24 protein-coding genes and 2 pseudogenes are annotated in these 24,141 nt (G+C 61.5%); 16 read left to right on the top strand and 10 right to left on the bottom strand.

Annotation, left to right across the window (positions count from 1 at the left end):
* Window positions 1-150 precede the first annotated feature (150 nt).
* Window positions 151-1,820 (top strand): annotated as a pseudogene (gene istA / locus ACZYZ5_RS01415) (IS21 family transposase).
* On the top strand, window positions 1,817-2,647 hold the full coding sequence (gene istB, locus ACZYZ5_RS01410; RefSeq protein ID WP_463898651.1) for an IS21-like element helper ATPase IstB: 831 nt from the start codon (window positions 1,817-1,819) through the stop codon (window positions 2,645-2,647). Before istA ends, istB begins: the two are co-directional and overlap by 4 nt.
* Before the next feature lie 48 nt (window positions 2,648-2,695).
* Here the strand turns inward: istB and ACZYZ5_RS01405 are convergent, their stop codons facing one another.
* Window positions 2,696-3,061 carry a ClpX C4-type zinc finger protein gene (locus tag ACZYZ5_RS01405; protein ID WP_463898650.1) on the bottom strand — a complete coding sequence of 122 codons (366 nt, stop codon included), beginning with the start codon at window positions 3,059-3,061 and terminating at the stop codon, window positions 2,696-2,698.
* A gap of 66 nt (window positions 3,062-3,127) precedes the next feature.
* Between ACZYZ5_RS01405 and ACZYZ5_RS01400 the strand changes: the two genes are divergently transcribed.
* From ACZYZ5_RS01400 to ACZYZ5_RS01390, 3 genes are all read left to right on the top strand, one after another.
* Window positions 3,128-4,480 carry an MFS transporter gene (locus ACZYZ5_RS01400; protein ID WP_463898648.1) on the top strand — a complete coding sequence of 451 codons (1,353 nt, stop codon included), beginning with the start codon at window positions 3,128-3,130 and terminating at the stop codon, window positions 4,478-4,480.
* A gap of 892 nt (window positions 4,481-5,372) precedes the next feature.
* Window positions 5,373-6,932 carry a PIN domain-containing protein gene (locus tag ACZYZ5_RS01395; RefSeq protein WP_463898647.1) on the top strand — a complete coding sequence of 520 codons (1,560 nt, stop codon included), beginning with the start codon at window positions 5,373-5,375 and terminating at the stop codon, window positions 6,930-6,932.
* 202 nt (window positions 6,933-7,134) lie between these two features.
* Window positions 7,135-7,710 (top strand): GNAT family N-acetyltransferase, encoded by a 576-nt coding sequence (locus tag ACZYZ5_RS01390; protein WP_463898646.1) that lies wholly within the window; start codon window positions 7,135-7,137, stop codon window positions 7,708-7,710.
* Window positions 7,711-7,718: 8 nt separating this feature from the next.
* Here the strand turns inward: ACZYZ5_RS01390 and ACZYZ5_RS01385 are convergent, their stop codons facing one another.
* From ACZYZ5_RS01385 to ACZYZ5_RS01375, 3 genes are all read right to left on the bottom strand, one after another.
* Complete coding sequence (locus ACZYZ5_RS01385; RefSeq protein ID WP_463898645.1) at window positions 7,719-8,258, bottom strand: chloramphenicol phosphotransferase CPT family protein; 540 nt, start codon at window positions 8,256-8,258, stop codon at window positions 7,719-7,721.
* Window positions 8,259-8,361: 103 nt separating this feature from the next.
* Window positions 8,362-9,021: a nucleoside/nucleotide kinase family protein gene (locus ACZYZ5_RS01380; RefSeq protein ID WP_463898643.1), complete on the bottom strand. Its 660-nt coding sequence runs from the start codon at window positions 9,019-9,021 to the stop codon at window positions 8,362-8,364.
* An 89-nt stretch (window positions 9,022-9,110) separates the two neighbouring features.
* Window positions 9,111-9,542 carry an ASCH domain-containing protein gene (locus tag ACZYZ5_RS01375; RefSeq protein WP_463898642.1) on the bottom strand — a complete coding sequence of 144 codons (432 nt, stop codon included), beginning with the start codon at window positions 9,540-9,542 and terminating at the stop codon, window positions 9,111-9,113.
* Between the two features lie 178 nt (window positions 9,543-9,720).
* Between ACZYZ5_RS01375 and ACZYZ5_RS01370 the strand changes: the two genes are divergently transcribed.
* Entirely contained in the window at window positions 9,721-9,846 is a 126-nt protein-coding gene (locus ACZYZ5_RS01370; protein ID WP_463898641.1) for a hypothetical protein, read from the top strand.
* Window positions 9,847-9,849: 3 nt separating this feature from the next.
* Here ACZYZ5_RS01370 and ACZYZ5_RS01365 read toward each other — a convergent pair whose 3' ends face one another.
* Entirely contained in the window at window positions 9,850-10,893 is a 1,044-nt protein-coding gene (locus tag ACZYZ5_RS01365; protein WP_463898640.1) for a DUF4238 domain-containing protein, read from the bottom strand.
* 570 nt (window positions 10,894-11,463) lie between these two features.
* On the opposite strand from ACZYZ5_RS01365, the gene ACZYZ5_RS01360 reads away from it, so the two are divergent.
* The 4 genes from ACZYZ5_RS01360 to ACZYZ5_RS01345 all read left to right on the top strand — a co-directional run bounded on the left by ACZYZ5_RS01360 (window position 11,464) and on the right by ACZYZ5_RS01345 (window position 14,833).
* Window positions 11,464-11,721 (top strand): hypothetical protein, encoded by a 258-nt coding sequence (locus tag ACZYZ5_RS01360; protein WP_463898639.1) that lies wholly within the window; start codon window positions 11,464-11,466, stop codon window positions 11,719-11,721.
* Window positions 11,722-13,308: 1,587 nt separating this feature from the next.
* On the top strand, window positions 13,309-13,716 hold the full coding sequence (locus ACZYZ5_RS01355) for a hypothetical protein (protein WP_463898638.1): 408 nt from the start codon (window positions 13,309-13,311) through the stop codon (window positions 13,714-13,716).
* Window positions 13,717-13,756: 40 nt separating this feature from the next.
* Window positions 13,757-14,347 carry a hypothetical protein gene (locus ACZYZ5_RS01350; protein WP_463898637.1) on the top strand — a complete coding sequence of 197 codons (591 nt, stop codon included), beginning with the start codon at window positions 13,757-13,759 and terminating at the stop codon, window positions 14,345-14,347.
* Between the two features lie 6 nt (window positions 14,348-14,353).
* Window positions 14,354-14,833, top strand: a complete 480-nt coding sequence (locus ACZYZ5_RS01345; protein WP_463898636.1) for a hypothetical protein — start codon at window positions 14,354-14,356, stop codon at window positions 14,831-14,833.
* A 200-nt stretch (window positions 14,834-15,033) separates the two neighbouring features.
* On the opposite strand, the gene ACZYZ5_RS01340 is transcribed toward ACZYZ5_RS01345, so the two are convergent.
* The 3 genes from ACZYZ5_RS01340 to ACZYZ5_RS01330 form a co-directional block, all read right to left on the bottom strand.
* Complete coding sequence (locus ACZYZ5_RS01340; protein ID WP_463898634.1) at window positions 15,034-15,525, bottom strand: GNAT family N-acetyltransferase; 492 nt, start codon at window positions 15,523-15,525, stop codon at window positions 15,034-15,036.
* A gap of 123 nt (window positions 15,526-15,648) precedes the next feature.
* Window positions 15,649-16,338, bottom strand: a complete 690-nt coding sequence (locus ACZYZ5_RS01335) for an SDR family NAD(P)-dependent oxidoreductase (RefSeq protein WP_463898633.1) — start codon at window positions 16,336-16,338, stop codon at window positions 15,649-15,651.
* Between the two features lie 630 nt (window positions 16,339-16,968).
* Entirely contained in the window at window positions 16,969-18,174 is a 1,206-nt protein-coding gene (locus ACZYZ5_RS01330; RefSeq protein WP_463898632.1) for an IS110 family RNA-guided transposase, read from the bottom strand.
* Between the two features lie 501 nt (window positions 18,175-18,675).
* Here ACZYZ5_RS01330 and ACZYZ5_RS01325 point away from each other — a divergent pair.
* Window positions 18,676-18,852, top strand: coding sequence for a CsbD family protein (locus tag ACZYZ5_RS01325; protein ID WP_463898764.1), 177 nt, complete (start codon window positions 18,676-18,678; stop codon window positions 18,850-18,852).
* A 116-nt stretch (window positions 18,853-18,968) separates the two neighbouring features.
* Window positions 18,969-19,310: a hypothetical protein gene (locus tag ACZYZ5_RS01320; RefSeq protein ID WP_463898630.1), complete on the top strand. Its 342-nt coding sequence runs from the start codon at window positions 18,969-18,971 to the stop codon at window positions 19,308-19,310.
* Window positions 19,311-19,440: 130 nt separating this feature from the next.
* Here the strand turns inward: ACZYZ5_RS01320 and ACZYZ5_RS01315 are convergent, their stop codons facing one another.
* On the bottom strand, window positions 19,441-19,728 hold the full coding sequence (locus ACZYZ5_RS01315) for an ester cyclase (protein WP_463898762.1): 288 nt from the start codon (window positions 19,726-19,728) through the stop codon (window positions 19,441-19,443).
* A 963-nt stretch (window positions 19,729-20,691) separates the two neighbouring features.
* Between ACZYZ5_RS01315 and ACZYZ5_RS01310 the strand changes: the two genes are divergently transcribed.
* The 4 genes and pseudogenes from ACZYZ5_RS01310 to ACZYZ5_RS01295 all read left to right on the top strand — a co-directional run bounded on the left by ACZYZ5_RS01310 (window position 20,692) and on the right by ACZYZ5_RS01295 (window position 23,303).
* Window positions 20,692-21,123, top strand: coding sequence for a LexA family protein (locus ACZYZ5_RS01310; RefSeq protein ID WP_463898629.1), 432 nt, complete (start codon window positions 20,692-20,694; stop codon window positions 21,121-21,123).
* Window positions 21,124-21,169: 46 nt separating this feature from the next.
* Window positions 21,170-22,466: pseudogene (locus ACZYZ5_RS01305) on the top strand (Y-family DNA polymerase).
* Window positions 22,467-22,575: 109 nt separating this feature from the next.
* Window positions 22,576-22,848 carry a hypothetical protein gene (locus tag ACZYZ5_RS01300; protein WP_463898627.1) on the top strand — a complete coding sequence of 91 codons (273 nt, stop codon included), beginning with the start codon at window positions 22,576-22,578 and terminating at the stop codon, window positions 22,846-22,848.
* Entirely contained in the window at window positions 22,845-23,303 is a 459-nt protein-coding gene (locus tag ACZYZ5_RS01295) for a hypothetical protein (RefSeq protein WP_463898625.1), read from the top strand. The genes ACZYZ5_RS01300 and ACZYZ5_RS01295 overlap by 4 nt, the downstream gene beginning before the upstream one ends.
* Window positions 23,304-23,681: 378 nt before the next feature.
* Here the strand turns inward: ACZYZ5_RS01295 and ACZYZ5_RS01290 are convergent, their stop codons facing one another.
* Window positions 23,682-24,017 (bottom strand): carboxymuconolactone decarboxylase, encoded by a 336-nt coding sequence (locus tag ACZYZ5_RS01290; protein ID WP_463898624.1) that lies wholly within the window; start codon window positions 24,015-24,017, stop codon window positions 23,682-23,684.
* Window positions 24,018-24,141: the final 124 nt, after the last annotated feature.

The following is a 24,141-nucleotide window of genomic DNA, read 5'->3' as shown; positions in this document are numbered from 1 at the left end:
GTGTGACTATGACAGGTTTGGATGGCCCCGGTAGGACGGTTATTTCTGGCCCCACTTCGTGACTCGCCGGGCAGCTTGTGACGGTTATATGTGGCCCCGCCTTCAACGTTGGATTCATCAGTGGATGGATGCGGCGGAAGGCTGGTCTGGATGGAGTCGAGAGTGGAGTTGTTCGCGCGGATCCGAAGGGATGCCCGGGTCGAGGGCCTCTCGGTCCGTGCGCTGGCGGCCCGACACAAGGTTCACCGAAGGACGGTGAGGGCTCTGGAATCAGCCTCCCCTCCGCCACGCAAGCCAAGAGAAGCGGTGGCCCGGCGGCTGGAGCCGTTCAAAGCAGCGATAGACGCGATGCTCATCGAGGACACGACGGCGCCCCGGAAACAGCGTCATACCGCCCGTAGGATCCTTGCCCGGCTGATCGAGGAGCACGGCGCTGAGGAGCTGTCATATTCGACCGTGCGTGACTACGTGCGGGTCCGCCGGGCCCGGATCGATGTGGAGGCCGGCCGCCGGGTGGAGGCATTCGTCCCGCAGGAACATGCGCCTGGCGCTGAGGCAGAAGTGGACTTCGGCGAAGTCTGGGTCGTGCTGAATGGTGTGAAAACGAAGTGCCACATGTTCATCTTCCGGCTCTCCAACTCGGGCAAGGCCATCCACCGGATCTATCCGACCCAGGCCCAGGAAGCGTTCCTCGAAGGCCACATCGAAGCCTTCCAGGTCCTGGGAGGCATCCCGACAAAGCACATCCGCTATGACAACCTCACGAGCGCGGTCACGGCAGTGGTTTTCGGGCAGGGCCGGAAGCGCCAGGAAAACGACAGGTGGGTGCTGTTTAGATCGCACTACGGCTACGACCCCTTCTACTGCCAGCCTGGCATTGGCGGGGCGCACGAAAAGGGCGGGGTCGAAGGGGAGGTCGGCTGGTTCCGGCGGAACCGGCTCTCGCCCATGCCCATTGCTGCGTCTCTGGATGAGCTCAACGACCGGATCCGGGACTGGGAAGCCCTGGACGATGCCCGGCGGATCAACGACAGGATCCGCACCATCGGCCAGGACTTCGCCCTCGAACAACCTTTTCTGGCGCCGCTGCCGGCAGAGGCCTTCGACCCGGGGCTGGTGCTGACGCCGCGGGTGGATCGGTCTTCGATGATCACGGTGCGGATGGTGAAGTATTCCGTCCCGGCCCGTTTCATCGGCAGGAAGGTCCGGGTCTCCTTGCGGGCCTCCGAGGTCGTGGTGTTCGACGGCCGTGCCGTGGTTGCCAGGCATCAGCGGATCGTTGCTAAACACGGGCAGTCGGTCCAGCTGGACCATTGCCTCGAGGTCCTCAAGACCAAGCCGGGTGCGCTGCCCGGTTCCACCGCGCTGGCCAGGGCGCGGGAGTCCGGCGCGTTCACCAGCGCGCATGAGGCGTTCTGGGCTGCTTCCCGGCGGGTCAACGGCGACGCCGACGGCACCTGCGAACTCATCGACGTCCTGCTGCTCCACCGCTCCATGGACGCATCCGATGTCACTGCAGGCATCGTCTCGGCCCTGGGAGTGCTGTCAGTGCCGACGTCGTCGCGGTCGAAGCCCGCAGACACGCCTCATCCATCCCCTCGGGTGGGGCCGGGCCGGACCGTCATCCCGGTGCTCGAGAAGACGTGAAAGTGCAACACGTTGTCAGTCTTACCCAGCGCCGGCTCATGGATCCGGCAGCGGTCATTGCGGGACTCCCACCGGACACCAGGCCCCTGCCATCTGTCAGCGCTTACGACGAGTTGCTGGTCAAACGCACGCAACCCGCACAAGCACCCGCGTCGAAGGAGAACATCTCATGAGTCCTGCAGCACCTTCTACGACCATCACTCCGACCCTGCGACGACGGCGCGGCCTGACCGAACAAGCCGCCGTCGCGGCCGTGGACCAGGCCTGCCGCCGGCTCCGTCTGCCCACGATTCGGGCCGTGCTCGATGAGGCCCTGACCGTTGCGGGGAAGGAACAACTCTCCTATCAGGGCTTCCTGGCCGAATTGCTGCTGGCCGAATGCGATGACCGGGACCGGCGTTCCTCGATCCGCCGCGTGAAAGCCGCGAACTTTCCCCGGGACAAGTGGCTCGGGGATTTCGATTTCGACGCGAACCCAAACATCAATGCCGCCACCATCCACACCCTGGCCGCCGGTGACTGGATCCGCAAAGGATCGCCCCTCTGTCTCATCGGCGACTCCGGGACAGGGAAATCCCACCTGCTCATCGGCCTCGGCACGGCCGCGGCGGAGAAGGGCTACCGGGTGAAATACACCCTGGCCACCCGGCTCGTGAACGAACTCGTCGAAGCCGCCGATGAGAAAGTCCTCGCCAAGACGATCGCCCGCTACGGCCGCGTGGACCTGCTCTGCATCGATGAACTTGGCTATATGGAACTGGACCGCCGCGGCGCCGAGCTCCTCTTCCAGGTCCTCACCGAGAGGGAGGAGAAGAACTCCATCGCCATCGCCTCCAATGAATCGTTCTCGGGCTGGACGAAGACCTTCACCGATCCCAGGTTGTGCGCCGCAATCGTGGACCGGCTCACCTTCAACGGCAGCATCATCGAAACCGGCACCGACTCCTACCGCCTCGCCCACGGCCTCACCCGGGCAACCCCCGGACAGTCGCAGTCGTGATCAGACTTGGCGCGGTTGGCCGGCCGACGCCTCCGCTGCGCCCGGCAATCACAGATGTTCCTTGAATCTCTCCCAAGCCGACTGACGAGTGATGCCCAGAGCCGCCCCTATTTGGGCCCAGGCGATTTTTCGTTCGCGGGCGACACGAACCCAGACGCGAAGCTGCTCTTCGACCTTGAGGCTTACCCGGGAAATCTCGGGCAGGTGCTGCAGGATTTCCGCGTCTGACATGTGGTCCCAGATGGGCCCCATCGACTTGGGCAGCCCCTCGGTGCTGCTGTCGTGCAGGATCTTCGCTGCCGCCGCCACACACATTTCGCATATGGTGACTCCCGGCCCGGCTATGAGGCGCCGGCCGGAAGGCGGCGTCAACCCGCAAAAGGCACAGAAGTCGGGTGGGCAGTCATTAGACATCGATAAGGTCTCCAGACAGACGAGTTGCTGCCACGATTGTCAGGAAGCACCTGACTATAGTCAGGTATGACCTTACGAATCGTGGCTTTCATCAAGAATACGGGCAACCGTAGATGCGTTGGGGAAGAGCATCGCCAGCCGGCCAGATTCGTTATGCCTGCGGCTTTCCGAAAGTTATTCACGGCCAGCATTGGGGACGGAATCGGCGACGATGTGCTGCGCTCGATGTTGCCGGTTATCGCCGTTGCCGTTCTCGGGGCGGGGGCGTTCCAGACCAGTGTTCTGAACGCGCTGGGCATGGCGGCATTCTTGCTGCTCGGAGTGCCCGCCGGCGTTCTAGTGGACCGGTGGTCGAAGAAATCCACGTTGGTTCTGGCCAACGTTATCCGTGCCGCCGCAGTTGCATCGGTACCGACCGCGTATCTCCTTGGAACGCTCAGCATCTGGCACCTCTTTATAGTCGCTGCCGTCGTCAGCGTAGCTGACGTCGTTTTCACGACAGCACAGTCCGCCATGATGCCAACGCTGCTGAAAGGCAGCGAGCTGGGTGACGGCTACGCAAAAGTGCAGTCCGTACAGAGCGGCCTCGCCATAGCCACGCCAGGAGTCGTGGGCCTGATTATCAAAGTAGTGTCCGCTCCTGCCATGCTTTTCATTGCCGGCGCAGCCTACTTGTTCTCAGCAGTCATGACCGGCAGACTCCCACAAGATCGGCCCTCCCGAGCAGAAACCCCGGACAAGTTCTGGTCCGAAGCACGAGACGGCCTTGGCTACACATTGAGCCATCCTTTGATTCGCTCCCTGATGGTCTCCGTTGCGCTGGTCAATGCCGCAAGCATGTTCGGAGCCGCTGCCAAAGTCATTTTCGCCCTCCAAATCCTGAACATTCCCATGGATCAATTCGTAATCCTGGGCGCACTGTCAGCAGTCGGGGGTCTGGCCGCTTCCATGACAGCTACCCGCATCACACGACGTCTCGGCGTCGGCAGAACCAAGATCACCGCGAGCCTGGCAAGCGCCGTATTCGTCATCCTGCTCCCGGTGGCGCCTTTCCTGGGGCTGGCTCCGGTCGTGTGGATTGGCATCTCGGGATTTGGCTGGTCCTTCTTCGTCATTCTGTCCGGTCTGGCGGGGGCCGGCATCATTCCCCGGCTCGTTCCACACCACCTGATGGGACGAGTCATGTCCACCTACCGGCTCTTCACCCTAGGGGTCATGCCTGTGGCCAGTATCGGCGGCGGAGTCCTGGCACTGGCAACCGGCGTTATTCCCGTGCTCTGGGGATGGGCCCTCGTTGCCGCCGCATCTGCCATCCCCATCCTTGTCTCACCGATTCGGTCCTGGACGGAATTTCCCGAGGCACTCGACGTCCACTCACAAGACAACCCGGAATCGGTGGTGCCCGTCCCGGCACCGTAGCCCCAGCTGTAGTGACAGATAGGCGCTCACGGTCACTATGACTCGGTGTCGACGCTCACCAGCATCGCCGGGTGGGGCCAGTTTCAGCTGTCCTTCAGGGGCCAGAAATACTCGACACAACCAGTCGTGTCCTTATCCGGCGATCATGTCGCGTCTCTCAATCAGCGGTCGGGTCATCGCGGGGTGGCGGGCGGCCAATCCTACGAAGCCGTCACGACGCGAGTCGTCCGGACCACAGCAACAAAGCCATACCTGCCTCCCCCGGGTAGCCACGACCCTACAACGGCCACGGAACCACCCGTCAACACCATAAGGACAGCAGCAAAAAACAGAAAAACGCTTCTACAGCCCGAGCGCAGTGAGGTCCGAGCACTTAACCTGAGGCGCTGACGGGCAGGGCGGGAAGCGAAGCCCCCGCGTCACCTTCATGCCGGGCCACTCGATGGGCGTGGTGTGTCAAATACCACCCCCTACCGGTCAATTCACCGGACGGGTCTCACGGGACGCTGATGGACCCCAGCTCGCAATGATGCGGTTCAGCGGCGTGTTCGACCGGTAGAGGACCGGCTTACGGGCAGCATCGGCAAGCTTGGGAATGCGATGCTCAGTGATCTCGAACGGTCCCGGAGCGGTAGAAGTTCTTTCCCATCAAACGTTCCGACCGCTCAGTTCGCCTGGTCTGTGGAAGACGGTCGAGGACCTCGACCTCGGGCCCTCGGATGGTCCAATGGCACAACACGTAGCGCTTCCACTTCTAAATCGGCGATTCCCGTCCTCCGAGTTCAAATAGGCTGTTCTATGCTGGGCCAAGCCGACCGCAATCAGCTGGTGGTAATTAAACAGCGCGAGTCTCCCTCAGACCGGAGCGCTTGAGTGAGACGAAGGCTTGGATTTGATCATCTTCGATACGAATGCCGTGAATCTTCTGCTGCCCAGCGGCCCCCGGGCCGACATCATCCGGAAGCTGCAGGAGTCCGGGCACCATAGGATTGCCGTGCCGTGGATGGTCTTGGAGGAGATGGCTGCGCATCAAGCGGCGTTCTACCCCGACAGGTATAAGTCAGCAGTAACCGTCCTGCAGAAGCTACGTGAACTGCTTCCGTGGGTGCTGGAGAGTTCCCTGGAACCACTTGATTTGGAACGCCTCCTGAACCACTGGCGAGATGCTTACCGCGAGATCTTCGAAGTGATCGACATGAGTGGTGACATCGCACGTAGGGCCTTGGCTCGCGAAGCAATGTCGCTTCCGCCTGCGAAGCGTAACAAGGACCATTCTGAGGGTGCACGGGATGTGGCCATCTGGTTCTCCATCCTGGAATTTATCAAGGAAAACCCCGAAGAGCACGTCTTCTTCGTAACAAGCAATACCAAGGACTTCGGCGATGGGACCGCCTATCCCTATCCGATGGATGAGGACGTCCGCGGTCTTGAGGGCAGGCTCACGCTTCTTGCGGATTTCGACCAAGTGGTCTCCGGGTTCACCAAGGAAGTCTCTGGTAAGGAGGCGGAAACTGCTGCAGGAGACCTACTCCGCTCATTTCCGATACAGTCTCGGCTGGCTCAGACAGCTGTCGAGATTCTCACCTCGCCGACGGGTTTCGTAGGCATGGGTGCCACTGACGGCGTGGTGCAGTGGCGTTCATGGATGACCCCGCCCGAAGCAGAACTCCTTAGCGTCACGGACGTCGTCGGCCATGAGATCGAGGGGGACATCTGGTATACGGCCAAGGCGCGGTGGCTGCTGTACGGGGTTGTGACCGACGGCAACGACACACAGAGCATCGCTTGTGTATGGGAGGTGAAAGTCCTCTTCTCGGCAAGCAAAGAGGACCAAACGCCAACTCTCCTCACGCCTGGAGAACCCTCGCTGCCCGACATGACTGACGAGCGGTGCGCGGAGGCTCTAAAGCGACTCAAAGGAAAGTCGGCCGACGTGGCTCGGCGAAGCGTCGCCAATTTGTCTGCGCAGTCTTCTGCGGCTGGAAGTTACCTGGCTCAGCAGATGGCCGCCGCCATGCCCAAACTCGACGTCGCAGGGCTCTTGCCCGGCGCGAACCTGGCCCAGCAGATGGCCGCCGCTATGCCCAAGTACGACATTGCAGGCCTCATGGGCACCGCTAACCTGGCTCAGCAGATGGCCGCCGCCATGCCCAAGCTCGACGTCGCAGGGCTCTTGCCCAGCGCGAACCTGGCTCAGCAGATGGCCGCCGCTATGCCCAAGTACGACATTGCAGGCCTCATGGGCACCGCCAACCTGGCTCAGCAGATGGCCGCCGCCATGCCCAAGTACGACATTGCAGGCCTCATGGGCACCGCCAACCTGGCTCAGCAGATGGCCGCCGCCATGCCCAAGTACGACGTCAGTGGGTTGCCGTACTTGGCGAGAGCAGCCGAGCCGTCCTCGGACGATGAGAGGGAGTCGAACGGAGACGAAGAGACCGAAGAACACTAAGAAGATTCGCCGCAGCCATCGAGTCGAACGCCGATGCGCAAGGCACGGCACCCGGGACGAATGAAGCCTAGGAGGCATGCAGATTCTCACGGCCGGCGCCCTGGTCTCGCTGAAGTCTTGGCGAAAGCAAATGCCCGGTGAAGGATCCTCGAACGGACCGGCCTACGGACGAGGTTCCTAGAGTTTCTGCCAAACTGGCCGCATGACCACGATCTTCACGCATAAGCCGACAATCGAGGGCCAACGCGTCAAACTGCGACCGATTCAGGCTCAGGACGCACCTACAGTGCATCGGATGCTCCAGGACGCAGAAGCTGCAATTCTGACCGGAACAGCGCACTCCAGCAGCCAGACAACGCTGCCGTGGACTGTTGATGACCTCCGCGAGACGTACGAACGCTGGAGCTCCGCCGATGACCGTCTCGTCCTCGCCGTGATCGAACAGGCGACGAACGCGATGGTTGGAGAAGTCGTGCTCAACGACTGGAACGAGTTGAATCGCTCATGCGGCTTCCGCGCTTTCCTTGCCGCCGAAGGCCGCGGCCGGGGGCTTGGCAGTGAGGCGACCGAGCTGATTGTCAGGCACGGCATACACGAGCTTGGTCTTCACCGAATAGCTCTTGAGGTTTACGCCTTCAACCCGCGCGCCCGGCACGTCTACGAGAAAGTAGGGTTCCGCTACGAAGGAACGGGCCGGGACGCGCTGTGGTTCGACGAGCAATGGATTGACGTCCACTACATGTCGATCCTTGAAGCCGACGTACCACTGAGTCAGTAGAGGATCCTTTAGCGGGCGGATGCCTCCAGCGAGAGTTGCTGCGCGATGTCGCGTGCGCATTTTTCCGTTGAACTATGCGTGGTGTCGACCTCGGCGTCGTAAACAACTCCGTCGTGCACGCTGTGGGCTTGCTGTCGCGCCATCCCTTCCACGCGGTCGAGGGGTCGTGCCTCTCGGGATACGGCGACGTCCGGGTCGCAGCGCACGCCCACCCAAATCAGCTCCACATCGCTGAAGGCTGACCGCAGACGTTCCTGACCCGCTCTCCCTGACAGGAGGACCTCATCGAGGATCAGGTGGGCCCCAGCGCGGGCCATACCGCTGAGTCCGGTGTACCAACTGCGTTCCAAGGCCCGATGCTCAGCACTGAAAGTGATGGTGCCGTCCTGCTCGAAGGTGATTCCCGCGCGCGGGCTGCCACCCCCAGCAGGAAGTGCGTCGACGAAAGTGTCGACGCCGAAAGTCAACCAAATGCCCGGGAGGATTTCCTGAAGCGCCCGAGCAATTGAAGACTTACCGGAGCTGGAGCCGCCGTTCAGTACTATCACTTGGGGATTCTGGGGGGTAGACACCCCGCGAGCCTAGTACGGAATTGAGGACTGAGGCCCGCTTGGAAGCCGCGATCCCAGAGTCTCCCCAATTGAGGAACTCTCACCGGACAGTTGAAACCATGTCGGGACGGATGACTTTCGGTTTGGTGAAATCCGAGTTATCCACGACGAACGTGGCACGTTCCCAGGGTCGTGCAGCGTCGAAGTAGAGGCGCTGTCCGCCGACGTACCGGCGCATCGTTGGGTGCTCCGGGTTGGGGCTGCTCCCGTTTCGAAGTGCCATTCGTGCCGCGGTTTCGGTGAACGGAACGTCCAGGAATACCGAAGCATCCCAGTAGGGGGCGAGTTCATCGCGGTGCAGGAACATGCCTTCGACGACGACCAGTGCATCTGATGGGGCGTGAACGACCTCCACTTGTGCCATTCGGTCGGTCCCTGAGTCATAGGAAGCCGGCGAGTACCAGCCGTCCCCCTTTGGGCCGAGTGGCGCGAGCAGCTGCTCCTGCAGGGCCGCGTAGTTGTAGGTATCCTCCCAGAAGCCTTCGGGTGAAGCACGCCCCTTGGCATGCCTGACAGCCGAGGGGTTCAGAAAGTCGTCGGCGTGGATGACGATCACGGGTCGATTCTGGATCTCGGATGCCAGCTTTGCGGCGAAGGATGTCTTGCCACTGCCATCCACGCCGTCGATTGCCACGAACCGGCGCCCGGAACCGATGGCGCTGAGAATTTCGGTTGCCAGTGATCGCATGAACTTCTTCATATCGCCATATTCCCAGAAGCGGTCCCTAACCAGCGTCCCTTTCGGGATCCTTTACCGTGCATTCATTAGGCCGGACTTTTGCTGGGAGATTAGTCCTGCACGGGGACACAGAAGCGCACTAAAACAACTTCCGTCGAGTCCGAGACCGTAAAGGTGGGATCACGCATGGCGGCACGAAAGGCGGGGCTATGCCAGAACTCCTCGTGGCCAGCACGCCAGCCGGACACTGCCTGGTAACCCTCGCCTTCGTCGACCGCGTGAGCTGCATCAACGGCGCCAAGGGGCACTACGCGAACGTCGGTAACTTCCGTGATGCAGACGGGCCGCCCAGACGAATCAACGACCACACCGCGTTCACCGACTACGGGCAACGGCTCGTCGTCTAGTTCGTATTGGACGACCAAAGAGGTCGTGCTCGTCTTCCGTCCGTCAAGGATCGCGCCCACGAGTGCATCTCGCAGAGGGCCCGGAAATCCATACTCTTCGACCGGCAGACCAGCAATTTCGTCTGGAGATAGCATGCTGAGAATCCTAAGCTGTCCCACTTGAAGTGGTTACCTCTCAGCGTCCTACGGAGGTGGCGGCTCCGGCATGGTCACGGCTTGTTGCCCAACGCGAAGGTTGGCGCGGTCATCCAGGGCGAGTCGTAGGGGTACGTTCTAGTGCCCGGTAAAGGATCCTTTGCTGAGACTGCCAGCGATGAAAGTCTTGACTCACGCTAACGCCGATGCTGAGGACAGGACTCCTGCCCGAACGCAGGTTCGCAGCGACGGACCGGAACTCATCCTGCCCGGCGAAGAAGCAGCCCGCCGCTTCGCCATGTAGCGGCTAGCGAGTGTCATAGGCACGTTTAGCATGCTCCAAGTGGTCCGACATCCGGCGCACCGCATCGAGAGGATTGACGACCGGGCTTGGTTCCGCGGTCAAGTCCTCATCATCCCAAGTATGGCGGTCCAGCCAGCGTCGTTCGATCCCCATGTCGGGAGGCATCGCGTCGTAGTACATGATCGACTGGGAGGCTGTGGAGTCTCGGCGTTTCACCGTGTCCTGGATGATGGACTCGTGCATCTTCACCCGTGGATCATGTTCCGGGTGGAAGAAGATGTGGCGATGGGCGGTCTCAATGATGAGATCATTCAGCGCCATCGCCAGCCCGCCAGGGAGATTGATCCTGTGGTCTCGCCTCAGCCGAGGCTTGTCATCGTGCAAAGCGCCGGGCAGGTATAGGAACCGGTGCGGGTCGAGGGGGACATAGACGTCCCAGTAACTTGCAGCGCGCAGTTGGTCCTCATCGTCCTGCCCATTGATGATTTGAACGGGAACGTCGGAAGTGAACAGGCACAGGTTCGTAAACCCAATGCCCCACGGTCGTCGCGCCAGAAGAAAGGCGAGCGGCGCGATCTCCCGCACAATGTACTCGAGGTGGGGGTTGTTGCGAGCGAGCCGGGAGGGAAACGGCAGCGACTCGCCGTCCAGTTTCCTTAGTCGTTCTCGTTGACGGGCCGTTCTGAGGATCTGTGCGGCGATCCACCATGCAATGGCATACCGAGTTTCGTCCCTTGTCGGCCATTTTCCAGGCAGGGCACTATCAGCCGGTAAGCGCCCTTTGTCGAGCACGAAGCGGAAAGCGGTGGCCGCTTCACCCTCTATAACCCCCAAGAATTGCTCCATATGGTGATGGGGTACCCCTTCAGGATCGGTCCCCCAGTAGAAGCCCTTCGCGGAACCCACATTGTGGATGCCTTGCGTGAAGTCGGTTTGGGGCCTATCCGCAAGGGCCGCTTGGATAACCTGGGTGGTTGCCGCCTGCTTGGCAAAGCGTTTGAGGTACATCACCGGCACGATGTGGTCGTTCGTGCTGCCTGGCTTCATCTGTCTTGCCCCTCTTTGACTTTCTCGCCGGTGTCCGGCACATAGAGCAAACTATCGAATACATACTCCCCTTCGCTCTAGGCGCCTCTTCCCGCTGTATCCGGCGCACTGACGCTGGACGGCCAGGCAGACCTGATCCAAAATTTTGGGTGGCACTGGCTCCGGTGAAGGATCCCTCTCCGGTCACGATTTTGCGGGCATACCCGTTGTCATGGCCCACAACCCCGCCAGGATGAACCCCACAACCACCAGTACTATGATCCAGCCGAAGGTCCGCCAAAAGTTGTTGCCGCTGCCGTCTGTCACGTTGCCCCAATTCAAATACTTCTCTGACGCTGCTTGGTGCCCAAGCGTAGAGCGTCCTGGCGAGTCTCGAAGATTGTGCAGCCACCACGCGTCCCGTTAGAGGGGGCAGCCAGGAAACGGCATTTACTGCCGGCCCGGTGGGGATCCCCAAACGAAACGGAGTCTACGGCGTCGGACGCTGGAACCCTACTGCCGCTCTTTGGCCTCCATACCCTGCAGGAGACCGTCTAGTTAGCCCCTGCGTAGGCGAATGACCCGGACGCTGTGAAAAATGATCAACCCCACTCCAACGCTGACGAATACCGCCCGGCGTCCTGCGCCTCCACGTCGGGGTGGCGGCAGTTCGAAATGACTATCACCCTCGCTCAGCTTGTCGCCCTGCCCATCCTGGTCTTCAAAGGGATCAGATCGGCTTTGGGGGGCTGGTTCGACCGCGGCTGGATGCTTTGGCTCTCCGCGGTCCTGCTGATCTGTATCGCAGTGGCACCCCTGAACAACTCACAGCTCAGCTACTTCCCGTAGCCTCTGCCAAAAATCGGTCGCTTTTGACTGACTCGTATAGGCCACCTTCACCGGTGCAGGTGGCGCTACGTCTCCTACGCCTTCCGCTAGGGTGTCGAATATGGGGCCGACAGCCGTGCGAAATGTAAAGACAGTAGCGTTGCCTCTCCTGGTCCGGGCTGTTTTCACCGGTGCCCTGCTGGGTGCGTGTATCAGCGGGGGCATCTCAGCGTTTTCGACCGTTCAGGCAGTCCTGTATCCGGAGCAGTTTGGGCTCTGGGGCATGAATGGCGGCCAGATATTCTTCATGGCCATGCTTGGGCTCGTTGTCGGAGCCGCTGCCGGGCTGGCTACGGGTGCCGGTTCGGTAGCGGCGCTTTGGATTGACGCCAGTACGTCCTTATCAGTTGTACTGCCACGCGCGCTCACCGCTGGATTGGGAGCAGCCGCGGTGACGGCCGTTTACACCGTCGTCGCCTTCCATGCACTGGGAGCAACTGGGTTGGCGCTGGCAGGATTCGGAGTCGGCTTCGCCACAGTCTCCGGGCTGCTGGCAGCATTTCATACTCGACGGCTTATCCGCCGATACCATTCCACCGGCCAAAAGCAGGCCCACTGAACGTTCGGCAAACGAAACTACGGGAACTTCCGGGTCAGCGTATGCTCTGGTCAGGTTGGAAATTCTGGGGAAGGGGCCTCAAGTGAAGCGCCGGACGCGCCTTTGGCTGGGTTTGTGCCTCTTGCCCCTTGCTTTGGGAAGCTGCGGAACGGCGCCAGGCAAAACAGAAATCACCACCGGCTCGTCGGACCGTTGGAATGTCTCGGTGCTCGGCCCGAGGAGCGGAGCCTCTATAGACCCCTGCCTCGAAGACCCGCTCATCGAGGAGTCTGTTCAAACGGCAAATCTTCCTTCCACGCACCTTGGTATCAAGCTGATCGAAACAGCGACACAAGAAGACGCTGAGCGGATCGCTGACTGCCTTCGCGAAAGCCTCGGCAGCGGCGAAGTATCCATCACAAGACCAAAAGGGTGATGCATGACTAGGGCCCAAAACACTTCGTCCCGCGCAGCACCCGGGGAGGCGCCGCAGCGTATTAGGCAACTATTTCTCCTGACGCCTCATCAAAAGCTCGAGGTTGTCCCGTAAAGGGATCCTTGAACGGTCAGGCTCTCAATTTTTCTTGGGCGTAGGTGGTGACGCGCAACACAAAGCCCTAGCACCAGTAGCGTATGGATCATGAGTGACCTTCTGACCAAATACGCCCTTGAGCGACTCGACGCTGCCCTGCAAGTTGGTCGAGTTCCAACTGCTTGGGGACTCCTGAACCCTGGCATACCCACAGGCCAAGTACGGGAGGCCGTGGCTGCACAGGCGCTCCCGTATCAATCGGCGACCAGGCCTGAATTCAGGAGCTCATCCCGCCGTCCCAAGAGTCTGTGTTCTCCTACATCCTCATCGGCTTGACAAAGATCTACACCATGGCTCTTCGTTTCCACACCCTTGTTGACATATTTGTCAATTTGATGGAGAGTCAATCCACCACGACGGATCGTCGAGTTTGCGCTGGGGCAAGCTCCCGCGTGGAAGCTTTGGGGGATAAATAAATATGTCGCTTCGTTTAAAACGCCATCGGCTGGCCGTGATTTCGGCCGCAACCGCGTTGGGCATCACCCTACTGTTCGCTCCGGCGGCTGAGGCGTCCTATAACTACCGCTATTTTGGCGGCTTTAGCTTCCAGAATCAGCATTGGAGCAGCGCCGCCGGAACAGGCTCTGGCGGACAGGTATATACAGGAATAAGTCCTGGTGGCTACGGTCAAAACAACTACCAATACTCGGCCATGTTTGATGCCGGCACGGGCTATTGGATATCAAGCGGCTACGGCAGCACGAACGGATGGTCTGGCCACTGGGACACTCGCCGCTCCAACGTCTTCGAGCAGTGCTGGTGGACCTCCAACTACTACAACCCGTCAGCCCAACCTCAGATGTTCTGTGATCAGTACCGGGGTTGATCACGATGGAAATGTCTAAGACTCAGCTTGGAGACAAAACATGAAACGGCTTTCGACAGCAATAATCCTGGCCGGCCTCCCATTGGCTGCCATCGCCATCGGCGCCTCACCTTCCATGGCGGAAACGATTACGACACTGGACACGGCGACACTAGTCCCTGCCCTGTCCCAACCGCAGTCCTCCGCCGACGCGGCTGTCGCGCACACACTCCCGGAGCAAGCTGCTGCAGATCAGTCCACCGTTCGAGTCCTGGCTCAGAACAAAACAGGCAAATACGCTGTGGCACTCGACAAAACCGGTCAACAGATCTGCGTGATCATACAGCTCACGAACGAACCAGGCGTCGGCGGATCATCGTGCGCGACCAAACAGCAATTTGCTCAAAGTGGGGTTTCGGTCGGCGTCCAGGTGAACGGCGGGACGGATTCAATGGCAACCCTTCTCCCGGGAGATGTTGACACGGCCGCCCTCAAAGCGCTGACCGCGCCTGACGGCCTGACCGGTAGGGATGCATCGCACGTCGTCGCCCATTCCGGGTCCGCCCGTGTCTCGCAACAGGTGGAACTCAATCGGAAGAACAGCAACTCCAAGTTCATCTTCAACGAGCCCCTCCCCCCGGTCTTTAGGTAGGCGGTGATGGCAATGAAGAAGATGAAGATCGTTTGGGGCACAGTTCTTGCCCTGGCAGCGGTATTGATCATCGGCTACATCACGGTCCAGACGCAGGGCATGGTCCAGGGGTACCTCGTCGATGTATCCGGCCTGCCCAGCATTGTGATCGCAAAGCGCTTTCCGTGGGAGCTGCAGATTGCCGGCGTCCTGTTAGGGCTCGCAGGGATCGCGATTTACCGGAAAGCCATTGATACTCGGGCGGCACGGATTGCAGTGCTGGCGGTCTTTGTGCTGGCGGCGGTGATCGCTGCGGCCTTCTTTGTGCCGGTTCAAAGCACGCGGACCAACCTGTTTGTCATCGCCTTCGTCGGAGGCGGAGCGTCGTCCTTCAACCTGGCATTTATCGCGGCAGTATTGGCTGACCTTATTTTTACTGAGGGGAACACAAGCGGCACGACGAACGGGCGCCCCGGGCATGACCGAGAGGACAAACCCGTCGGTTGACACATCCCTAGCAAGCTCATCGCGCCGGGGTCAGATCAGGGATGACGACGTCACCGCGGAAGACTAAAAGGAACGCAGATACGACGAAGACCGGCACCTCGAAAGGTTCCGGTCTTCGTCGTATCTGCCCATCGGAGCCGCTCGTGGTCTATAGCTGAAAGAGCCGACTGGAGTCGGGAGCAACGTGTCTTGGACCATCCTCAAGCGGGCATTGCTGGGCGAGCCATATCTACTACGTCCCACTGTTCTTCATCAACGGTGGTCTGGAAAACGACCCCGGTCCTAGTGAATCCGAGACTTTCGTACAGGTTGAGGGCTGGGGTGTTATGGGCGTAGACCCCCAGCTTCATGACGGGGAAGGTTGATGCTTGAAAACCCTGGCGAACAACCGCTTCGACGAACTTTCGGCCTACTCCACGTCCTCGGTGTTCCGGATTCACGATGATGAACCCAATGCGCATCAGGTCTGCGTCTTTGTCTATCAGGAGGGATGCATGCCCCATCAGTTCCTGGGCTTCGACGTCGATGGCGGACCAGTAGGTCCTGTTTGTGTTGCCGAAGTATCTTGCGAGTTGGTTGTACCCTAGCGGCCACGTGAAAGTGGGGCCTGACCACATGACCATCTCTTGGTTGTTTGTTACCCAAGCGAGAATGGTCTGCAGGTCCTCTGTTGTCGTCGGGCGTAGCTCCATCAGGCCACTCTACGGAAAGTTCTACATCGGAAACGTCCCTTCTGAGAACCTCACGATAGAACGACCGCCGCCCGCATGCGGATTCTCTCGCGGTCGCTGATCAGGGGCCGCTTCCTTATGTTGCTACCAGTGGAGATCCTGCTCCCCAAGGGAACAGAAGCGCGGCGACGCCCGATCCCCTGAGTCAACGAGCTCGCGCATCTGGCGAGCGGCCGATCGCGGATCCTTGGACGCGTCAGCTTGACCCATGGCTGTTGCCAGTTTGCCGGGGTGAACTGCCCAGCAGCGGATACGGCCATGAAGGTCCTGGGCTAGGGAGACGGTCAGCATGTTCTGAGCGGCTTTCGAAATTTTGTATGCGTAACTCGTCGAGAGACCGGAGAAATCACGGTTTGCCTGGGCAGCCAGAGACCCTAGTCGCGACGACACGTTGATGATGATCGGATCAGGTGCCTCAAGCAGATTCGGCAACAGGAACTGCACCAGGCGCAGCGGACCAGCGACGTTCACATCGACGGCGTTGAGGACCCCTTCAGCCCGGATAGTTCCCAGCTCCGCATGAGGCGCTCCCTGCACGGCATTGTTTATGAGCAAGTCTACTGGGCGGCCGTTCAGAGCTTCAGCCAACTCAGGGCCGGGTTCAAACCGCACGTCCTGCTGGACCGTTACGACGTCCGTAGACCCGGCCCGGGCTTTCAGGACCTCGGGTGAACGCGTGATGGCGACGACGTTCCAACCCGACGCCGAGAACTCTTCCACCAGGGAACGCCCCAGTCCTCGATTGGCACCCGTGATGACAGCCAGCTTCTTCATCACTTCAGGCTAGTCGTCGCACGAGTACCGACGTTGCGCTTGAGAGTGTCCCGTAGAGGGTTCCATGAGCGGACGGTGCGCGTGCAACGGTTGTGCGGGGATCGTGGCCTAATTTCGACGCGAGCGATTTTCTATCATTTCTTGTCGCAGCCTACTTTGGACTCGCTGGCGTACCTCTGTGGGGGCCTGGTCCAACACATCATTGGCATCGTCGCCGATGAGCCAAATAAGTCCCCGATGTCCCTGCTCATTCGATGAAACTAGTGCAATCGAATACATGCGGTCACCAGCCTCATCTTCCGCCCAGGTTTTGGCTTCCGACAAAGTCGCATCCGTTAGATCGTAGGTGCTGACCGAGTAGCCGGGCCCAGGCTCCTCAAAAAAGTACACGCGGAAAGTGCTCTGGTGTTGCTCCCAACGGCTGTCTCGTTCGTAGGACGTTTCGACGTGCATGCAGGTGATCTTACGCTTCGAAGCATAGGCCGGGCCCTGGGCGATTCTGTTGCCGGGTGTGGATTTGATCGCTTCGCGGCGGTGTTCTGTGTGATCGCTTGGTGTCGCACCTGCGGCCCGTAAGCGATCCCTCACCGGACGGATAGTCGACCCTCGATGCCTGCAGTCCGCCGAACGTCAGGCGGCCATAGTTGGTGTGGCCGCGGAGGGTGGGTTGTAGGTGGTGCCGTCGCGGAGCATGGCCCAGAGGACATTGAGCCGCCGTCGTGCAAGCGACAGCATTGCCTGGATGTGGGATTTCCCCTCCGCACGTTTTCGGTCGTAATAGCCGCGCGAGGAGGGACAGGACTTCAGGGCTGAGAGCCCGGAGAGGTAGAAGACCCGGAGGAGCCGTCGGTCATAGCGTCTGGGCCTGTGGTGATTGCCGCTGATTCTCCCCGAGTCCCTGGGGGCCGGCGCCAGTCCGACGACGCCCGCGAACCGGTCGGCGGACTGGAAGACGGTGAGGTCACCGCCGGTGGCGCCAAGGAACTCGGCCGCCAGAACTGGACCGAACCCTGGCATGCTCAACAGCACCTCGGTGTGCTGGTGTTCGGCTACATTCTCGCTGATCAGCGCATCGAGTTTGGCGAGTTCCTCGTTCAGGGTCAGGATTTCCCGGGCGAGTGCGGCGACGATCCCCTCCCCCAGGTGCTGGGCGGGAACGATGGTGTGCTGGGATTTCGCAGCCTCTACGGCTGCTGCGGCCACTGCTGCGGAGGAGCGGGCGCCGTGCTTCTTCAGCCAGGCGTGGATCCTGGCTTCGCCGGCGCGGCGGATCCCGTCCGGAGTCCGGTGTTTGGTCAGCAACAACAGTGCGGCCTTGGAATGGCTGTAGTCAAAGGCCCGTTCCAGCGCAGGGAAGTACTCCAGCAGCTGGGCCTGAAGACGGTTGATCGCCCTGACCCTGTCCGCGGACTTATCGGCCCGCCGGGCGGTCAGGAGCCGCAACCCTGTGCTGATCTCATCCCCGGCCCGTAACGGTTGCAGGTCAGTTCGCATCCGGGCCTGATCGGCGATAACGGCAGCGTCTTTGGCATCTGTCTTGCCTTCGCCCCGGTAAATCTTGGAGGCGTGGTGCACCGTCCGGCCGGGGATGTAGAGGATGTCCTGGCCGTGGCCGACGAGCAGGGCGATCAGCAGCGCCGGTCCGCCATGGTTCAGATCGGTCGCCCACACCACCTCGTCACCGTCCGCGAGCTCGAGCACGCCGGCGAGGAGTTGGAGCAGGGCTGGTTCGTCGTTAGGGACTCGTTGGGAGAGCAGCCGGTTTCCGTCGGCGTCGATCACAACGCAGTGATGATGGGCTTTGCCGGCGTCAATACCGGCCCATAGGTGCACCAAGAACAGCCTCCAGTCTGTCGGTTTGGGTGGAGCCCAGCAGATAACCGCGCCGTCGTGTCCTTATCCGGCGATCATGTCGCGTCTCTCAATCAGCGGTCGGGTCATCGCGGGGTGGCGGGCGGCCAATCCTTCGAAGCCGTCACACAAAATGTCCGGCACAGCAACCAAAGCCATACCCTCCTCCCCTGGGTAGCCACGACCCTACAACGGCCGAGGAACTGATCCCGGTAACAACATAAGGACAGCAACCAGAAGACGTCGAAGACGTAAGTCAGGGCCAGGGCGGGCCGGAGCTCTGCGACGGACAGAACTGGACCCAACAGCCGGCCGCGCCGGCGGACGCCCTCCAAATCAGTGACCGCAAGTCATCTCCTCCCCGAACCGGACGGGAACGCCAGCCCTACGAACGGAACACAGGGGGCTTGAAATGCTTACCCTAAGCATGCTTACTATGGAGTCGTGGCCGGATTGATCGGCTGCCAACCAGATGGAGGAAACACCATGGGACTAGGCGACAAGATTCAGAACGCTGCCGAGAAGGCTGGCGGTAAGGGTAAGGAAGCTGCCGGAAACGCCACAGGCGATGAAAGCCTGAAGGCTGAAGGCCAGGCTGACCAGGCCAAAGGTGACTTGAAGCAGGCCGGCGAGAAGGTCAAGGACGCCTTCAAAAAGGACTGACCCGGCCACAGGCCGAGGGCGCATCTCTGACCCAGAGGTGCGCCCTTCGTTATGCCCGGTTGCATGGCCCTGCTGCCAGGGGTGGTGGCAGGTGCCGTGGCAGGATGGGGTCCATTATGGACAAGCGGTTGCGGCGCGCTCCTGACGCGGAATGGGTGCTGATGTACCGGCTCGGACTGAGCCGGCAACGCATCGCTGCCCTCGTCCGCGTTCCGCCCGCCGCCGTCGGGTACCACCTGGTCATCGCCCGCCGCCAGGACCTAGGACTCGAGGCCGAACACCACGCCGCCGCAGGTGCCAAACCCGGCCCCTCCCCCACGGAGCTTGCCCGTATGGAAGAGGTCCTCGCCTGGGTCTCTGCCGAGGGCCGTCTCCCTGGAGGCCGTTCCGGCGACCGGGACGAAAGGTCGATGGCGCGCTGGCTGTCCGGGCGCCGGCGCGAAGCAGCCGAGGGGTAGCCCATGGGCGTCCATTCTGGCCGGGGATAACCCGAATTGACCCCAAATGTGGACAGCTAAGGATCGCGGCAGTCCGTGAGCAGGCTGCACTAGCCAGAGACATGGCCAACGGCACTCGAAGTGTCAATGGCTAGGCGTCGACCGGTCGGATCTGCATCATCAGCCCGAAAAGGTCCGGGAGACCGTGCTCTTCACTGATTTGACCGTTTGTGAATCGATAGATGTTCATTGCCTGCACTTGGATTGGTTTGCCGGTTGCAGATACGCCGAGGAAGTCCCCTTGGTGTGTGCCACGAAGGATGAATCGTGCGGCAACCGTGTTTCCTTGAATAATGGTTTCCTCCAGTGACCACTGGACGTCGGGAAACGCTTGTGGCATTATCCCGATGATTTTGAGGTAACCGCTTGGACCCTGCACCGGCTCTGGCAGGAAAGGCACATGGAACGTGGCCGACGGTCAGATGATCTCATCACCAATCTTTCGTCGGCTGAATTGATGAATTCAACGAAACGGTCCATGCGTCCACGGAGTTCTTCATTCATTTGCTTGCTTCCTTCACGTCTTAGTGGGTTATGGCATACACCGCTGGCTAGCGGCTATGAGGCGATGACCTCGCTCTAACTGCATGCACGAGGCGCCCCGCGAAGTAGACGACGGCGACCACGCTCACCGTCGCCAAAATCCACGTGCCATCCATGCTCAGCGCGGGGCCGCTAGTACACATGCTCGTAGCGCCAGACTCGATTGTGTAGCCAACGCACTCGCCCCGTTTATATCCCAGAAGCGTTATGTTCACGGTGATCAAGAGGAGGATCGCGACGGCCCAAGGCCACCATCGCGGTGAACGGAATCGCGGCGTTTCATCCATGCAGTCACCCTACTGATCGGGCCATCAAATTTCTGCCCCCTTCAACGTTCTGTTTAGTACCTGCAAATCCTCCGGCCGAATCGCTCAAACCGCGCTTTCGTAGACGTTTCCGGTACGCTGACGGCGGCCGCCGAGGCATCAGAAGTGACGAATTTCCATGCCTGCGGCCGCAACGGCCGGCCCTGGACTGATGACGCCGCAGCAGTCCGGGCCGCGGCGGCGACGCTGCGGGAGTCCCCCACAGCAGACGCCTAGCTGCCCCCGGCTGGCCCACGCGCGGCAGACCGGATCTGTACGCCTAGGACCGGTTTCTGCGTGGAGCCGAGCGGAACTTAGGGCCTGGGGCCGGGTTGTGCCCGTTGGGGGCAGGTGGAGCCCTCCGCACAGCTCAGGCGGTCCCCACTGGCGTTCAAGCCGTCCGCCGAAGACCGGTCCGGAACCTTAATAGTTTCTTTGTCGGGGGCACGATGTAGAGTTAGTGAATCGAACATATATTCGAATAAAGGTGTGTTGTGGGCGTTGTTCTGGGTCCCCGTGTGATAGATGCGGGCGCATCGTTGTTGTCGGTGCTGACCTCTCCGGTCCCCGTCGCGGCCGGGTATCCCTCGCCCGCGCAGGACTACTTTGATGGCCGGATCGACCTGAACGAACACCTGATCAAAGACATCACCAGCACCTACGTCGTGCGGGTGTCTGGGGAATCGATGGAAGGCGCCGGCATCAGCGACGGTGACGAGTTGATCGTTAACCGCGCTCTGGAACCGGTGGACGGGTCCGTGGTCGTCGCGGTCCTGTATGGGGAGCTGACCATCAAACGGCTGCGGATCACGGGTGCCGGGGTGGTGTTGCAGGCGGAGAACCCGGTCTACCCGGATATCCGTGTGCCCTCGTTGTCGGACCTGGTCATCTGGGGCGTCGCCACCCGGCGCCTGCACCATGTGTAGAGCGCGCTATTGCGTTAAACGGGAGCTTTGTCGGCACGGGCACGCCATGTCTAAGCCGGCTGTGATGCGGCGTATGCCGCAGATCGCGCATGTGGATGTGAACTGCTTTTATGCCTCGGCCGAGCGGGCCTTCGATCCGTCCCTGGAGGGCCGGCCCGTTATCGTGCTCTCGAACAACGACGGCTGCGCCGTCACCCGGTCCCCGGAAGCTAAAGCCCTCGGCATCGTCATGGGTGAGCCGTGGTTCAAACTCGCCCCGCGGGCCAAGGAATGGGGACTCGTTGCGCTGTCGAGCAATTACGAGCTCTACGGCGACATCAGCGCCCGGGTCATGGAACTCCTGGGCCGGTACTCGGCCTGGCTGGAGGTCTACAGCATCGACGAGGCGTTCCTCGGCGTCAAAGGCGCCCCGGACGAGCTCCTGGCCCTGGGCCGGACGATGAAAGCCACTGTGAGGCGGAACGTCGGCGTGCCGGTCTGTGTCGGGATCGCGTCCACGAAGACCCTGGAAGCTGGCCAACAAATGGGCCAAGAACAACCCGGGCTTCGACGGGGTCTGCCACTGGGACTCCGTGCCCGCCGCGAACAGGGAGACTTAGATGCGCCGCCTGTCGGTGATCGAGATCTGGGGTGTGGCCACTCGGCTGACCAAACGGCTCAACGTCCTGGGGATTCATTCCATCTTTGACCTGTCCCGGGCGGATCCGGTGATGATCCGGGACCGCTTCTCCGTGGTCATGATGCGCACCGTCCTGGAACTGCAGGGCACCCCCTGCATCCCGATGGAGGAAGAACGGATCGGCCGGGACCAGCTCATCTTCTCCCGTTCCTTCGCCACCCCGATCACCACCGCCGCCGGGATCCGGCAGGTCATGAGCGTCTACGGCCAGCAGGCCTCGGCGCGGCTGGCCAAACACGGGCTCCAGGCCAAAGTCCTCACCGCGTTCGCCGGCACCTCACGCTTCAAGCCGAAAGACACCTCCTACCCCTCGGTGTGCGTTCCGTTGCCGATGCCGACCGCGGACCCGGTGATCCTGACCAAGGCCGCCCATGCCCTACTGCCCCGCATCTGCGAGGGCATCCGGTACGCCAGGGCCGGCATCATGGTCACCGACCTGCGGCCCTCCGGCAACCAGGCGCCCCTGGCCCTGTTCGAGAACCCGCACGAGGAACGCCACGTCGGAACCCTTCTGGAAGACATCACCCGCCGGTACGGCCGCGGTTCCATCGGCCTGGGCCACGCCGGAATCCGGGGCGGACCGGACTGGACCATGAAACGGGACATGCTCTCTCCCCGATACACCACCCACTGGGACGAACTCCCCCTCGTCAAAGCCGCCTGACCAAAAACTCTCCCGCACGACCGCACCACGAAAGAACGCACCCCATGACCAGCACCATCGAAGCCCCGGCCCAGACCAACGATCTTCAGGTCCGGAATGACCCGCGGGCATGCCCCTCGCCATCCGCCACGGCGGACGGATCTGGCTGGTCGATCCCGACACGGACTCCCAGCACTGGTTCGGACGCGACGCCTGGTGGGACACCCGGCGCACAGGAGCTGTTGGCAGCGGCGACCTGGTCAGCATCGAATACTGGCAAGTTCAGGTCCGCTCCAACACCCAGTCCACCCTCCGGACCGTCACGCTGCGCCGGAACCCGCTCTCCACCCGGTGGCTTCTGGACAGCATCAGCGACGCCGACGAAACAACGGAAGAAGAGTGAACGGCCAGCGCATCATCGATCAGACCTGGGCAGCGATCCGGACGGAATTCACGCTGCCGACCCTTCAGCAGGTGCGGCGCCGGCTCTCGGAGCTCATGGAAGACCCGGAACCGGTGATGCGGCAGCTCGTCCGCGTCTTCATCGACGACGGCACCTATTGCCCGGGTTTCCAGTTCCTCCCCGGCGGGCAGCTCCGCCCCACCGTCGTCGGGCTCTTTCAACGTGCGATGGAGCTGGACATCCCGCACAACTACTTCACGCTCTGGATGGTCACCCCAGCCCGGGACCTTGCCGGAGCCCGCCCCGTGGACCGGCTGAAAGGCCGGGCCCGCTCCCCTGCTGCGCGCGCTGGAATCCTACCGCTGGCGCTAAAACTGGCTCTTGACCGCGCCGGTGAGGTGGGTAGCGTTGGCCCATGGGACTCATTTACGACAGCCCGGACCTCGCGGCCCTGACGCTGACGCGGCTCGCCGCGGAAGAATCCGAAGGACCCGGCGCCCTGGAAGGGCGCATGCTCGACTAACTGGATGACCTCGAGCAGCGCAACGGCACCGCCTTCCTGGAGCTGGTGGCCATCACCCTCGCCCGGGTCCACTTCAAATCCCTGGACGACCTGGCCCGGGCCACCCGAACGGCCTCAACCACGCTGATGGACGCCGCAGAGGTGGAGGCGCTGGAGGCCTGGTAGGTTCCGAATGGCCCTACTAGCGGTCCTGCCAGCCTATGTGCGGAGGGAAGAGAGCATTTCGATGACGGACGCCCGAGAACAAAGATGACGCCAGCAGCGCGTGAATGGTCTGCTGCCATCAAGGTCGTTTTTCGGCGAGGTGGGCTCAGCCCTCGGCCTCGGCCTCTGCTTCAAGCTCTGCCTCGGCAACTGCGATGGCGAAACCTAGTGCGCTGGCGAGGTTGCCGGCTGCCGCCACGATCCGGGGAGTCCCGACGACCGGAGCAACGGCGATGAGGATGCCCTGGACGTCCTCCAGGGTGATGCCGACGTCCATTGCCGTACCGGCGTTGAGCAGGTAGGAGCCGGCCGGGGCATCGACGGCGGCGAGGGCCGCGATCCGGGCCAGCATCAATTCGCGGGGCGCGAGAGTGGAACGTTCGAGCGACACGGCGGTGATGTCGACGAGAGCGTCGAGGACGGGAGTTTCTTGTTCGGCCATGGTTATGTCTCCATCTGGTTGCGGGGGTTGTGTGCCGAGCGGAGCGGCGCGAGCGGGGAACCCCACCCGTCTGCAAGGTAACCCGATACACCCCAGGAAGACCTCACCCGAACGGGATGAACCG

Source organism: Pseudarthrobacter ribosi, assembly GCF_055412865.1.
Note: the sequence above shows the minus strand (reverse complement) of the source record. Positions and strands in the feature narration are given on the sequence as shown.